The sequence below is a fragment of the Pediococcus acidilactici DSM 20284 genome (genome assembly GCF_000146325.1).
GTDB classification, from domain to species: Bacteria; Bacillota; Bacilli; order Lactobacillales; family Lactobacillaceae; genus Pediococcus; species Pediococcus acidilactici.
Window position 1 is genome coordinate 1281354 of the sequence record NZ_GL397067.1, and the last position, 13791, is coordinate 1295144.

Genomic DNA, 13791 nt, shown 5'->3' on the forward strand with positions numbered 1-13791 from the left:
GTTCCTCCTTAGCTAGCCAAATTTTGGTAGGCCGTCCATTCACCACGATAATTAACGTACCACGTTGGTTCCAGTTCTATCGTCGTGTTGGCTGCTACTTTACCTGCCCATTGATACCCAATTTCAATGTCTTTGATATCTTTAGGGTTAATTCCTTGGTAACTAAGCTGATTTAGTACTTCTTCAGTCGTAGGCAGCTGTTTGGTACCTCCCTTAGAAGGAACTGGCACCTGTAAGTTGTAAATTGAAAAGGACGTTGTCAGTTCGTTGGATTGTCGGGCAACCTTAATCGTGCCTAAACCATCTTCATTGAAAATCGGGAACCCGGCGACGTAATCGCGGAATTCCGCCTGCCGTTTAGCCAATTGGAAATCAAAGTAACGCACGTTGGTATCAGCTTGCACTCCCAGTTGTTTCATCTGCAAGAAACTCTTCTCGATATTATCATTCAGGCTATTTCCGCCACCATTTCCGCCCGCATTATTAAAGGTTACCTGACCATTATTACGGACAAGGAGGCGTTTTGTGTTGTCGTTAGTCACGTACACCACTCCGTCCTTGGTCTTTTTGGTATCAATTGAGTCAGCATCCGTGTTGGTCAATAAGTTGGCCGTAAATACGCTGCTGCTTTCCTCGTTAATCAAAAAGCTGTTGTATGGTACCGCAGGGGCCTTATAGTAATCGTTGATCAGCCGATGATTCATGACCGTTTCTTTAACTGCATAAACCTGGTCATTTCCCTGCACTAGTTGTCGTAAATTCTTTAAGTTCTGCCTGCTGACTTTAATTTGATAAACGTCGTAAGTTTTATCATTAAGCAAGAAAAACTCGTTTCGTTTATCTAGATTAATCACCACTTGGCTAATTTCATAATTGGAATTTAACTTCTGATCGTAAACTCCATTGAAAATTTGCGTGGTAATGTTGCTAGGATATTTCAGCATTACGCTACGATCCATGGTGGCGTAATCCATAAACCGTTCCTTATTGCCACGTGATACTCGCGTGGAACTTTCCAAACGCCATTTACTAATCTCGGCCACGGTCATTTTTGGTAAATTTTTCTTAGAATTATTAATTAATTGTTGTTTGTCACGATTGGTGTAAATAATTTGAGTAGGCAAAATTACGTCGCTCATGTCCCGTTTAACTTGGTTGGACTGAACTTTTTCGTTTGCAATATGGTGTGAGCCACCGTAACGAGCCGGATTCGTCCAAATTAACCACGAAAGGCTAATGCTCATAATCGCTAAAATTGCTAAAAGCGCGTGGCGAATAATGCGCCGGGTCTTCGTATCCTTCATTATTCCCAAGCATCCCCTTCCTCAAACGGTTCGTACGGTAGCGAAATGTAGAAGGTCGAACCTTCACCTTCACGACTTTCTACCCAAATCCGGCCACCGTGCATTTGGACCACTTCCTTGGAAATTGCTAGACCTAGTCCAGTACCGCCTTGCGCTCTAGACCGTGCTTTATCAACCCGATAAAAACGGTCAAAGACGTGACTAATCGCTTCTTTTGGAATTCCAAGTCCTTGGTCAGTAATGCTCATGATTACGTGGTTATGGGTCTCAACCAGCCGACAAGTGATTACCCCGCCATCCGGAGAATACTTGATGGCGTTATTCATAATGTTATCCAGCACTTGTTGAATTTTATCCGTATCCACTTCAACCCAGATATCGCGCCGGGTGAAATCCCGTTTGATGGTGTAATTTTTCTCCGATTTTTCCCCATTCTTCAAAATCATATCAAAACGATCCAGAATATGGTTAAACAACTCGTTTAAATTAACGTATTCTTTATCTAACCGCGCCGTCCCCAAGTCCATTCGGGACAGATTTAGCAGGTCGTTAATCATCCGCATCATCCGGTCGGTTTCTTCTTGGGTAACTTTCAAGAAGTTTGGCGCGACGTTCGGATCCTTCCAAGCCCCATCGACAAGTGCTTCAATGTAGCTCTTCATGCTGGTCAGCGGAGTCCGTAACTCATGTGAAACGTTAGATACGAAACGTTTCCGGTCTTGGTCAATTTTTTGTTGTTCAGTAACGTCATGAAGCACGCAAACTAACCCGCTAATAAACCCGGATTCCCGTTGAATCAGGGCAAAGGAGGCGTGCAAAATCAAATCCTGTTCATCGTTAGACAAATCTAACACTTCGGGATCTTGATTTTCCAGTAAATCACGCAGCGTTACCGAACCACGTAAGTCTAAAATGTCTAAAATTGACTTGCCCACAATTTGGTCGTTTTCCAAATTCAAAAAGTCCGTTGCCATTTCGTTGACGATCGTTATTCGGCCCCGTCGATCCGTCGCCAGCACCCCGTCGGTCATATAACCCAAGACCGAGTCTAACCGCCGTCGTTCTGATTCAGTTAATTCTTGCGATTCTTCAACCCGAACCGACAAGTCGTTAACGGCCGCGGCAAGTTGGCCAAGTTCATCGTCACCGTAAATCTGAACTTGTCCGGAGTAATCTCCCCGGGCAATTTGCATGGTCCGTTGCCGCATCTCTTCAATTGGTCGCGTAATCGCCCGCGCAATTAAAACCGCAAGGAAAAGGCCAATCGTAATCGCAATTAGAGCCGCCACCACGAAAATAAGCGTAATGTTATTCACGTTTTGGTAAACCGACTCTAAGTTGGCCCGAATGTAAACAACACCCGTCAAATTATTGGTGGCTCCCGACGTGTTAATGAGGGGAACAACCGAAATAAAGTAACGCGTGTTATTCGTTTTATTATAAGAAATTTGTTGGTAACTGCGGGTGTTATAAATAACGTCCTTGACGTTCCGGTCGGTAGTTTTTTGTCCGACCATGCTTCGATCGGCATTATTACTAGTCCCGCGAATAACTCCCTTAGCATCAATTACCCGAATTTCCGTAATATTCTGGTTATTAATATTGCCAATAATGTCCGCGATTTGGTCATTCGCCTTTTTCGTGTTGCTGCGCTCAAGCTGCGCACTAATTTCATTTTCCACGTACGGTTGGAGTTGGACTTGCGACTTGAACTGGCTTAAGTTTTGCGTCTCTAATTGACGCACAAAAATAACTCCAACGACTTCCAACGTTACCACCAGCAACATTGCAAACACTAGAGCTATTTTAAAATTGATTGATCTAAAAAAATTTGTTCGCTTATTCATTTAAACTCCCCGAGTTCTAACTAATTGATTAGTTAAGGAAACAAATCGGCAATTGCGTGCCTAAAAGAGGCCAGCCTGCTTAGCCATGGGGATTCTTACCGAACTCCGGTAACTAAGTTTTACTGGTCAAATGTTATTAATCGTGATGTGCGTTAGCAACCGTTTAGTTGGCGTTTGAGTCGTTCGCTGAGTCAGGTCAGGCATCATAACTCGTTCCATAGTTAAATGGGCGCTACTTCCACTTACATTGCGATGGTGCAGCGACCGATATTTTTCTGTTAAATTAGTTGAAATGAGTTTTGCAACCCGATTTCTTGCGGTTAACTAAATTTCGCTGCTGCATAGCCGAAACATGTTCAAGTCTCCCAGCCTTCTGCAGTTAACCAAATTTTAGACCCAATCGCTGGTCGCGATTAAGTCTAAAATCCAGTTAATCCTCAAAGACTACCCGGGAGAATTGAACACTCTAGTCTGTTTCCGGATTCCTCAAGTAATATCCTACTCCTCGGCGCGTTACCAAAATTTGCGGATTACTTGGTGTTTCCTCAATCTTTTCGCGCAGCCGCCGCACCGTTACGTCAACCGTCCGCACGTCGCCAAAGTAATCATAGCCCCACACCGTTTGTAAGAGATGTTCCCGGGTCATCACTTGGTCCGTATGTTGTGCCAAATAATGTAGCAATTCAAATTCCCGGTGCGTCAAATCTAATTGCGCACCGTCCCGAGTTACCGAATACGAATCCGAATTAATTACTAGTGGACCAATCTTAATATTATTTTTTACTTCTTCATTGCTTTGTTGGAATTGATCCTGCCGACGCAAGTTAGCTTTTACCCGCGCTACCAGTTCCCGATTGGAGAACGGCTTGGTAACGTAGTCATCCGCACCAAGTTCCAATCCAACAACCTTATCCAATTCCGAATCCTTAGCGGTTACCATAATGATTGGGATGTTATGTTTGGCCCGCACTTGGCGAGCAACTTCTAACCCATCAATTTTTGGCAACATTAAGTCTAATAGGATTAGGTCCGGTTCCTCGGATTCTACTTTTTCTAGCGCTTCTTCGCCGTCATAAGCAGTTACCACATCGTAACCTTCCTTATCTAAATTAAACTTGACGATGTCGGAAATTGGTTTTTCATCATCTACTACTAAAATTTTTGGCATGTTTGCCCTCCTCAGAAGATATATCTGCCATTAGTTGTAAGAAGTTGGGACAGACACTTAATTAATTTTCAAACGTTTGGTCACCGGCTTAGTGCTTCAATTTCACATTAAGCTACCGTCAACCAAATTTACTAATCCGATTTTGTCCATATAAATACAAATTCAAAAAAAGTTGCGGATTTTTTTGCCATTTTTTAGGCAAAGGTCTATCCCATTCGTTTCTGTCAATTATACCACATGCGCTCAAATTTGAATGATAACGCTCTCGTAGCCCCTTATTAGCTAAAATTTCACTTTTTTTAACTTTTTTTGAAAAAAATTCAAAAAAAGTGTTGTCATGATTTTTTTTTCATGCTACTATATTTAAGTCGAGTTGATGAGGACATCAATCACATGGGTGGTTAGCTCAGCTGGCAGAGCAACGGACTCTTAATCCGTGGGTCCAGGGTTCGATCCCCTGACCACCCATTACATAGACACACTAATCAGCAATCACGCTGCGTCAGGCCGTGGTTGCTGATTTTTTTGTTACCAACAATATTATCTTTTCTTAATTATTTGTGTGGGGTTGATTGCGTTTTGAGTAACCGAGAGATTTCAATTACTATTTTAGTAGGCTTATCAATTATTTACATGCTTTGTTCTAAAAACCTGAGAGCACCCTTTAGTAGCCTGTGTAAAGCCGTTATACTTGTAATTAAAGAACCAGCATTTAGGTTACTTTTTTGCTATCAAGTTATTTGTCTGTGTATTTTATCTTTTGTTTTACTCAAAAAGAACCTTGACTTGTGGATGATTAAAGATTACATCCTCATTGTAGTCTTTTCTATAATACCGACAGTTGTAAAAATAAATAGTGTAGAAAATCAATCAATCATTAAGCATTATTTGCTTAGTTCTTTTACATTAACCGGAATACTAGCATTCATAACTGATACCTATAATTTTTCGATTATAGGAGAATTAATATTGAACATCACTTTAATCTTATTAGTAATATTTCAAGTGGTATCCGAAGAACAAGATATAACTAGTGTCAAAGCTTTTTGTAACTTTTGCCTTTTTATTTTGTTATTGTTTACTATCACCCATTCATTCTTGGAGCTAATTAAGGATTTGGATTCAAGAGACACTTTTTTAATTTTACTAGATTATTTTTCTGATTTTATATTTTGGACGTTGAATATCCCCCTCCTCTTTGCATGGCAGTATATTGGTCAATTTGATGTTATGGAAAATTTCCTTTCCACAAAGAAAACAGCTCGTTCTCTTTTTAAACATTTCATTGAGCTATTCTTCAAAAAGATCAAGTACTCTTCGTTAAGTTTTGACAAACATATCATCACTAATATTCAGATAGGTGGTTTAGGTAAAAGATGCTACTTAATTACTGTTAATAATAGTTTTCAAAAAAAAGATATTAACACCATGCTTTTACTATTCAAAATTGGAAGTGTTGATGCATGTATATATAGAAAAAACCACGTTCCTAAGGTACTACCTTACAAGATAGAAATAATCGATGCAGAAAAAAGAAATACCATAAATTCCTGGGTTATACCCAATATTGATGATGATTTTTCAGAACTTATTTACTAACTATTATTAACCTCGCAGTCAGCTAATTAAAAATCACCCTTCTAAATTAGGATAACTTAATCCATTCTCCCACCGCAAAACCGTCTGTCGCGTGACAAATAACCGGTCCGCTAAAGCCTGTTGAGTAATTTGGAGTTCTTTTCTACGTTTTTTCAACACCTTCGAAAATTCCATCACGTCCTCATTTATTTCCAGATTAATAAAAAAAGCGCCAAATGTAACGCGATTATCGTGTTACATCCGCCGCTTCTAACCCTAATTACTATTTTTCCTTGCTTAAATCCTGATTAATATCAATGACAATTTTTCCCCGTGCATGCCCTTTTCTAGAATAATCTAAAGCCGCTTGAATCTGGTTAAAGGTAAAAGTTGAGTCAATAATGGGTTTCAATTTGTTTTCTTCAACTAACTGGGTGATTTGGGCTAACATTTTGCCATCCGGGCGCATAAACCAAAAGCTGTAATCTGCCTTCGCCTGGCGCGCTAGTTTAGTTATTTTGGTAGACGTTTTTCATCCACGATTTCCGCAAACTTATGCATGTCTAAGTGCTTTTGATCGTCCACAATTAATAAATAGTACGCGGATTTCCGGCGATTAGTTAAAAACATTGATTTCGTGCGAACTCCCGAAATCTCCTTAATATAACTATCCGCTTCTGCGGTAGTCGTTGCCGGCGGATGATTGACAATTTCAAACGGAATGTTGAGTTCGGTTAACTTTGCTTGAACTGGCTGACTTGTTTTCATTGATAGACCTCTTATTTTAACCTAAAACTAAATAGCTTCTTAAACTTTGCCCCTTCTAGCTAGTTGCGTGTACTTCTTTACAAACTCGGTCTTGGCGGCCGTATAGCCATCACGATCGTATTCATAAGGCTTCCAAAGCGCCAGTTTTAATTCTTCATACTGGTGGGCAATTTCGGGATGATTATTTAGGTAATCCCGAAAATATATTTCATCATTATCTCCAGGCACCCGCAAATGAAGGTGAAAAACTCGCTCGGCAAAACCTTGGGGCAGGTATCCCTTATTAAAATCACTCCGGTTTTCCCGTTGCGCCATGCAAATGTAGTCGTTTTGTTCCAAAATTTCTTTAATCGTTGCATGATTGGCGTGAGGAGCTTCCACTAAAATATCGACAATGGGTTTGGCCCAAATATTAGCAATTGCCGTACTTCCTACGTGGCTAATTGCCGCGTTGGCCGGGAGCAGGTGCTTTAAACGCCGTTCTTCTTCTGCGTACCAAGTTTGCCATTTTGGTCGAGGAGCAACCAGCTGGATTGGAAAAAGTTGCCACAGTTCTTCTAACGACAAATCGGATAGTGAATTACTCATCGCCATCACCCTCTTGTACTTGCATGTAATGCGTCAACTGCTTGGGCATGTGCCGCGGTCCCCGCACCGTGGTGACCCCGTACTGTTTTAAAACGGGGAGCGCAAATTGGGTTTTGTCATATTTCCTTATCAAATGAATCCGCATCGCCTTATTCATTTTAATATTGGCATCCCGGTAATTTTGCGGAATGTTAACTTCCACAGCCAAACACTTGTACCTAATCGCCGAAATCGGCGACGTGACGTAAAGGTACACCAGGTCGTTCACCTTAATATTACTGGTCTGTTTCCAAATAATGGTGCTATTTTCACGAAACGCCTTATCCACATCAAAATATTTAGGGTTTGCAGGGACAATCCACTTTTGACCTACGTGCGCATGATCATCAAACGTGAAACATTGGTCAGCAATTGATTTTAAAAGTGCTACATAGGTTTCACGAACCTTACCCGCAAATTCTCCAGCCACGTATTTTGCTCGGAAATTGGTGTATTCATCGCCAAATGCTAAATCAAAAATGTGCCCCGTAACTTGTCCAGTGGGGGCTATGCTAATTTTCACCGAAAAATCACCGTTAATAATTTTCTTAGTAAAAACTAGTTGACCGTCTTTTTCTTGAAAACCATACTTTAGCAACCGTTGCTTAACCGGTTTCAAGTTTCCTAAAATCTCATCTTCGATTTCCAAAGATTTTTCCTCCATACATTTTTGCTGTTCTTCAAGTCCAATTTAACACAAACCGCTCGAAATAATAGAGCTCACCTAAATAATTAGGTATGGTTACTTACTTAACCAAAAATTTGCCAAGCACCACTCCCCTGATTGACACTTCCTTAGGCTTCTCCAGCCATCTATTTTCTTCAAAATGCTTTTCTAGATCAAAGAAATCGTCGTTACTTTATTAAAACTTTCATCACTAATTCTTTCGGGATATTTATAGCTACTAATCGTTACAAGCATAAAAATCGCTATTAAAACTCGTACCCCTTATAATTAAGAAAACTCCAGCATTATCATATTTCTTTAAGATTGGTAAAAATAGTGCAATAATTAATTGTTGGTGTTTTTTGAACTTCAATTGTACTTAATAATTAAGTTAAATTAAGGAGAAGCTTATGCCATTATTTGCGTGTTTTCTGGATTTTTTAGCTCTCGGAACTTACTTCATCCAGTTAAATCATCCTAGTAACCCAATTTACGTAGTGGGAACCGTCATTCAAATAATTATTACGATTGGCTTATTATTAATTGCAATCGGCTATCGGGGTCCCCGCTTTACCGCTTGGCGACCGGCAGGCTATAGTTACCTAACGATTCGCTATGGCATTATTATCATGTCGCTGGTGATCAATGGATTAGTTTTATTTCTATACGGATTAAATTTATCTGGAATTAATTCCGTTATTTTCACCGACTTTTAAACAACGATGTCCAACGAACTGAAGACTTAAAAAGCTGGTATTAATTTTAAATTTACTTAGAGAGGAAACATTTTATGGTAACTGCATACAAGAAATTCTGGAATAATTTATTTGATTTTTCTGGTACTGCAAAACGTGCCGAATATTGGTGGCCAGTAATTATTAACTACATCATCGGCGGTTTAGCAGTTAGTATCATCACAAAATTAATGGGGCATCCCATCGATGATATTTATAACTGGCGGGATCTAAGCACTAACGTAGTGGTACAAATCGTTACCTTGATCGTTTGGGTGGGAACCTTATCACTTAAGTTCCGTCGTTTACACGACACGGATCGTTCAGGGTGGTGGGTCCTAATTGACCTCATTCCGCTAATTGGAACAATCTGGTTCTTTATTTTAATGATCTTACCATCTAGGCCTAACCGTTGGGATGGGCAACGCGCTTAATTGAACTTCAGTATTCTATTTTAAAAACGAGACTTAGGGGAATTTTTCCCTAAGTCTCGTTTTAGTTTGTTGAATATAGCTTAATCTACAAAAGTGATTTGGGCTACCCGTACTACTAGGTGCGTGCCGTATCGGAAACTGTCAGCAAGTATTTTTAGCTCATCTGAACTTTGTTGGAAATCCACGGATTGCCCATTATCCAACCAAACAATTCGCTTAATTTTTCGTTGGGGCATCTGCCCTTGAAAGATAATTTCCTGTGCCTGTTCGCCACCCAGCACCACGTTATGGTTCCCTATGTTCTGCAGACCAGTAACAAACAAATAATCACCTTTAATGAAGTTTTTATCGTTATTCTCAGCGATATACGTTGGGTGAGTTTCGTTAGCGGTGGCTGTGATTGCCGTTCCGTTAACTCGCATCCATTTGCCGACCAATTCAAGAAGCGCTTGACTTGGTAAATCAATTGAACCATCGAATTGAGGCCCGATATTAATTAGTAAGTTGGCTCCTACTTTACGAGATTGACAAATTTGTTCAATTAATTGGCGAGCAGCCACGTAATCTAAATCATTTTCTGCGTTACCCCAATGGCGATTAAGCGTCATCGAAGTTTCTGCAGCAAAGTACCGACCGTGCTGCTCATGTTTAATATTTTGTGGATTACCGCGCTCAAAGGTTAGGACATCCACAGCCTCACCTTGGTTAACTCCTTGCTGTTCTAGGCCCGTGTTATTGGTGATCATTGCTTGAGGTTGAAGTTGGCGAATCTCGCTGTATAACTGGTCCGTCTGCCAATCTGCATTCGGTTTGTCCCAATTACCGTCAAACCAAAAACCACCAATTTCTCCGTAATTCGTTGCCAAAAGTCGGATTAGCTGCCTTAACTCTGCAAGGTATCCCGGAAAGTCCGCAGTATATTTAGGATTATGCCAATCATAGGTGGCAAAGTACAAAAACGGAGCGATTCCTTGTTGGTGGCATTCATCAACAAAGATCTTAATGACATCTGCTTTAAAAGGCGTGTGCATGCTGTCAAATTCAGAAATTCCCTTAGTGTCAAACAGACAAAAACCGTCGTGATGCTTAGCCGTTAACACGATGTACTTAAAACCATTTTGTTTTGCCAGGGTAACCCACTGTCGAATTTTCTTAGGATCGGGATTGAAATGTGTAAAGGCTTGCGAGTAATTTGGAACCTCTAAAATATTTTGCGCCCATTCACCTTCCGCAAAGTGCGCGTAGAGACCCCAGTGAATAAATAACCCTAAACCCATCTTTTCAAAATTTAAAATCTTGTCTTCTACCATCATTAAATTTACCTCAATAAAAATTCCCGTTCCAGCTGTCTTGATAGATTAACCGGCTTAAAAATGTCCTTATAGTTTAGTTAATCGTTAAAAGCGAGAACGGGAACGTATTTTTATTAGCTTATTGAATAACTGCGTTAAATTCATTTTTAAACTGATTCTGAAGTTCAATTGAACCTCAAATCCAACCTAAAACAACCTCAATTGCAGTTATCTTAAAGCTGTTGCTTTATTTCTTGGAGTTCCTTATTAGTAGTAATCAGTTCACTAAGTAAGTCCAGGAAGATTTCTGCTGACATCATCTGGTCTTCCGCGTGGATATATAGCGGATTAACCGCGTCTCCTTGCCCCGATTGTGCAAAGTCGGATAACACCTTCAAATGCGCTTTTTGAGCAACCTTCAACTCGTCTCGAGCATCTTTTAGCATCGTTTCAATTGCCGAATAGTCTGGATGTTCCGCTCGCGAATCGGTCACCGCTTCCATCAGTAAGCCCTTCGACTGGCCCGAGTGACTAATTATTTCAAAACAAATTTCTTCTAAACCTTCCAAATCAAATTCCCCGTTTCCATTTAAAACTTGTCCGCATCGATAAACTTAAACTTGTCCCAAGGCTGGATGAAGTCAATCAACGCTTGATTATTCGGTACGATTGTAGCAACCACATTTTTAAGCTCATCAGCATTTTCCATCGGTTGCTTAACAATGTTCACCTCTGCCTTATACTGTCCAAAATCATCGTTACCAATCGTTACCATTCCTCGGGTCAGTTGATGCTTCGCGTTATTAACCGGAATATTGACCTGACGATACTTCAACTTAACAAAGGTCGACCGAATTGCGTAGCTGTTAATATCTCCGCGGTTGAAATGTAAATTATTCAAAATAATTTGTTTTTCTAACTCCGTAGTCCCTGGAGTAAATTGAATCAAGAACTCGGGCAACTGTTGATTTAGCTTTGCCACTTGGGCAAGTTCTTCATCACTAGCACAAGCATTGCCAATAATTACATCATCAATTAATTTAGTACTGATTAAATATTGCACTTGTTCGACAATTGGCCGCCCCCGATGAATTTCTAGAGTTGGCAGCCCCGCATTGTAGGGATGGGGACCTTGCGTGGCAACGTTGGATGAAACAAATGCTGCCGTTCGTAAGCCCATTTCTTTATACTTCTGGGTTGTTTGCAAAAAGTATTCGGTATCTAATCCGGTATAACGTTGCGGGTAAAAGTTATGGCACCCAATAATTTTTGATTTTAGTGGTCGGTAAGTCAAAATGTTCGCGACGTTGCCAGTATCATTACTGATATTTACTTCAATCGTAAGGTCGTGCTCATCATAGGTCATCAATGATTCCGGCATCCCGTCAAAACTCATGTCTAATCGTAAAATATCGGCTCCTAGGTCTTTAAAAAAGGACAAATCATCGTAGCTAACGTTCAATTTTTGAAACAAACTTGGATTTACGTCTAAGCTCACCCACATCTTTCGTTGCTTAGCGTGATGAATCACCGTTTTAAAACGAGCAATGGTTTCCTCTGGATCGCCTTCCAATTCAATTAAGCTCGTAAATAGACGCTGATAACCTAAATCAGCCGCTTTATCAATGTACGTGACGCATTCTGCTGTGCTTTGTTTACTTGGGTAAACTGATATGCCAAACATCACCTAGTCATCTACTTTCTCTAATTTAAGTTGGTTTTTATCGTATGCCTTAAAGAATGGCCAATAAATCACCATCGAAATCAAAATATTCACTATACATAAAACGATTGCTCGCCAGTCAAATCCGGTCGCCATCCACGCTCCGATTGGGCCTGGTAACGTCCACGGTGCCACTGCGGTCGTGTACGCGACCATGTGCAATTTCATTGCTAAATAGGTAACTGCCGCCATTGCCGTTGGTGCAAGTACGAACGGTACCGCAAAATAAGGGTTCATAATGATAGGAATCCCAAAAATCAACGGTTCGTTGATGTTAAAAATGGCCGGAATGATGGTGACCGCCCCCATCGTTTTACTAAACTTGGCCTTACTGAAAAATGCCAGTAGAATCGCTAAGGAAAGGGTGGCTCCGGCTCCACCAACCCAAACAAACCATTGGAAAAATTGTTCCGTCATAAAGTGAACTGGTGCGCCGCCGTGTGCGATTGCATCAGTGTTGGCATTGAGGTTAGCGTACCAATATGGATACAGAATTGGGGTGGCAATAACCATTCCGTGCACCCCGAAGAGCCAAATAATGGTAATCAAGAATACCGGGATTACCGCAGAAAGGAAGGTGTCGTGACCAAAGTAGCCGATCGGCGAGAAAATCCAGGTCAAAATTCCATTAACGTCCAGCTTCAAAATTTCTTTTAGAACGAACGACACCACGATAATTACTACCCCAGGCATTAATGCGCTAAACGATTTCCCCACCGCACTTGGTACGCCCTCTGGCATTTTGATAATTAAATTCTTTTTATAGAAGAACCGCACTACTTCTACTGAAAAAATGGCACACAGGATTGCGGTAAACAGTCCTTGAGCTCCCATATTTGCCAATGGAAGGTAAGTTCCTGGCTCCATTCCGGCTGTCTTAGCATTTAAAACGTTTGGAACAATTGCTAAAATAAAAAATGACATTTCAGCTAAGACGGATGTAGAAACTGGGTCTAAATCATAAAATTTACATAAACTAGAAGTAATCGAGAATACACAATAGACCGCCATCAAACTGATGGAATAGTACATTGGAATTGACAACATGGATGCATAGGGTTGAATAAATGCTTTCCAAGCATCGATTGGTAAATTCAATAAAATTGTAAAGAACGAACCAATAATTGAAACGGGAATAATTACAGCCATCCCATCCCGGATTGCGGTTAAGTAGCGGTTGTTGGCCACCGCTCCCATTTTCTCGGAAATTGTATCAAAGTTCATGGTCAGCCTCCTTATTAACTAGTTGAAACAGTTCCTTTGCCTTTGCAGGAGTGTACATCGTCATTGGAATCAGCACTAATTTAGCACCCTTTTCTTCAGCTAATCCGGCGATGTATTTTTTCCTAAACGAAACTTGGGGCGCGAGGAGGACAATTTGATAATCCTTTTCTTGTAAGTCGTCTTCGACACGGTCAATACTAGACTCGTTAACTTCCCAAGTAACTCCGTTGTTTTGGGCTTCCTTGCTCAAAGCTTCCGCCAAAATTGACGAACTCATCCCACCACCACACGCTAATAAAATGTTCATGATAAATTCCTCCTTTAAATTTGAAACGTTTCATTTTTAGGGTGAAAATAAAATTTCCTGCTAAACACCACCTTCTTTTGAATCGTTTCATTTTCACCGAAATAATAACACGCCCCTC

The 13791-nt window shown here is 40.6% G+C and carries 15 protein-coding genes, 1 tRNA gene and 1 pseudogene; 4 read left to right on the forward strand and 13 right to left on the reverse strand.

What is annotated here, in order from left to right; all coding sequences use genetic code 11:
- Nucleotides 1–8: 8 nt before the first annotated feature.
- From HMPREF0623_RS06270 to yycF, 3 genes are all read right to left on the reverse strand, one after another.
- Nucleotides 9–1304 (reverse strand): YycH family regulatory protein, encoded by a 1296-nt coding sequence (locus HMPREF0623_RS06270; protein WP_002832615.1) that lies wholly within the window; start codon nucleotides 1302–1304, stop codon nucleotides 9–11.
- Nucleotides 1304–3151, reverse strand: coding sequence for a cell wall metabolism sensor histidine kinase WalK (gene walK / locus HMPREF0623_RS06275; RefSeq protein ID WP_002829395.1), 1848 nt, complete (start codon nucleotides 3149–3151; stop codon nucleotides 1304–1306). Before walK ends, HMPREF0623_RS06270 begins: the two co-directional genes overlap by 1 nt.
- Before the next feature lie 466 nt (nucleotides 3152–3617).
- Nucleotides 3618–4319, reverse strand: a complete 702-nt coding sequence (gene yycF / locus HMPREF0623_RS06280) for a response regulator YycF (RefSeq protein WP_002829394.1) — start codon at nucleotides 4317–4319, stop codon at nucleotides 3618–3620.
- Nucleotides 4320–4714: 395 nt separating this feature from the next.
- Here yycF and HMPREF0623_RS06285 point away from each other — a divergent pair.
- A tRNA-Lys gene (locus tag HMPREF0623_RS06285) sits at nucleotides 4715–4787 on the forward strand.
- A gap of 111 nt (nucleotides 4788–4898) precedes the next feature.
- Complete coding sequence (locus HMPREF0623_RS06290) at nucleotides 4899–5918, forward strand: hypothetical protein (RefSeq protein WP_036671348.1); 1020 nt, start codon at nucleotides 4899–4901, stop codon at nucleotides 5916–5918.
- A gap of 33 nt (nucleotides 5919–5951) precedes the next feature.
- Here HMPREF0623_RS06290 and HMPREF0623_RS09435 read toward each other — a convergent pair whose 3' ends face one another.
- The 5 genes and pseudogenes from HMPREF0623_RS09435 to HMPREF0623_RS06310 all read right to left on the reverse strand — a co-directional run bounded on the left by HMPREF0623_RS09435 (nucleotide 5952) and on the right by HMPREF0623_RS06310 (nucleotide 7956).
- Complete coding sequence (locus HMPREF0623_RS09435) at nucleotides 5952–6092, reverse strand: helix-turn-helix transcriptional regulator (RefSeq protein ID WP_004166376.1); 141 nt, start codon at nucleotides 6090–6092, stop codon at nucleotides 5952–5954.
- Nucleotides 6093–6180: 88 nt separating this feature from the next.
- Entirely contained in the window at nucleotides 6181–6414 is a 234-nt protein-coding gene (locus tag HMPREF0623_RS09440) for a zinc-binding dehydrogenase (RefSeq protein WP_081219226.1), read from the reverse strand.
- 5 nt (nucleotides 6415–6419) lie between these two features.
- A pseudogene (locus tag HMPREF0623_RS06300) lies at nucleotides 6420–6665 on the reverse strand (YbaK/EbsC family protein); the annotation flags it as partial.
- A 39-nt stretch (nucleotides 6666–6704) separates the two neighbouring features.
- Nucleotides 6705–7253 carry a GrpB family protein gene (locus HMPREF0623_RS06305; RefSeq protein ID WP_036671350.1) on the reverse strand — a complete coding sequence of 183 codons (549 nt, stop codon included), beginning with the start codon at nucleotides 7251–7253 and terminating at the stop codon, nucleotides 6705–6707.
- A complete protein-coding gene (locus HMPREF0623_RS06310) occupies nucleotides 7246–7956 on the reverse strand; it encodes a hypothetical protein (RefSeq protein ID WP_004166380.1) in 711 nt (236 codons plus the stop codon). Before HMPREF0623_RS06310 ends, HMPREF0623_RS06305 begins: the two co-directional genes overlap by 8 nt.
- 413 nt (nucleotides 7957–8369) lie before the next feature.
- Between HMPREF0623_RS06310 and HMPREF0623_RS06315 the strand changes: the two genes are divergently transcribed.
- Both HMPREF0623_RS06315 and HMPREF0623_RS06320 read left to right on the forward strand, forming a co-directional pair.
- Nucleotides 8370–8675, forward strand: a complete 306-nt coding sequence (locus HMPREF0623_RS06315; protein ID WP_002829385.1) for a hypothetical protein — start codon at nucleotides 8370–8372, stop codon at nucleotides 8673–8675.
- Nucleotides 8676–8749: 74 nt separating this feature from the next.
- A complete protein-coding gene (locus HMPREF0623_RS06320; RefSeq protein WP_004166382.1) occupies nucleotides 8750–9127 on the forward strand; it encodes a DUF805 domain-containing protein in 378 nt (125 codons plus the stop codon).
- Nucleotides 9128–9207: 80 nt separating this feature from the next.
- On the opposite strand, the gene HMPREF0623_RS06325 is transcribed toward HMPREF0623_RS06320, so the two are convergent.
- From HMPREF0623_RS06325 to HMPREF0623_RS06345, 5 genes are all read right to left on the reverse strand, one after another.
- Entirely contained in the window at nucleotides 9208–10440 is a 1233-nt protein-coding gene (locus HMPREF0623_RS06325; RefSeq protein WP_004166383.1) for an alpha-L-fucosidase, read from the reverse strand.
- Nucleotides 10441–10652: 212 nt separating this feature from the next.
- Nucleotides 10653–10988 carry a PTS lactose/cellobiose transporter subunit IIA gene (locus HMPREF0623_RS06330; protein WP_004166384.1) on the reverse strand — a complete coding sequence of 112 codons (336 nt, stop codon included), beginning with the start codon at nucleotides 10986–10988 and terminating at the stop codon, nucleotides 10653–10655.
- A 20-nt stretch (nucleotides 10989–11008) separates the two neighbouring features.
- Complete coding sequence (locus HMPREF0623_RS06335) at nucleotides 11009–12103, reverse strand: DUF871 domain-containing protein (protein WP_036671351.1); 1095 nt, start codon at nucleotides 12101–12103, stop codon at nucleotides 11009–11011.
- Between the two features lie 3 nt (nucleotides 12104–12106).
- Entirely contained in the window at nucleotides 12107–13366 is a 1260-nt protein-coding gene (locus tag HMPREF0623_RS06340; RefSeq protein WP_004166386.1) for a PTS sugar transporter subunit IIC, read from the reverse strand.
- Entirely contained in the window at nucleotides 13356–13673 is a 318-nt protein-coding gene (locus HMPREF0623_RS06345) for a PTS sugar transporter subunit IIB (protein WP_002829377.1), read from the reverse strand. Before HMPREF0623_RS06345 ends, HMPREF0623_RS06340 begins: the two co-directional genes overlap by 11 nt.
- Nucleotides 13674–13791: the final 118 nt, after the last annotated feature.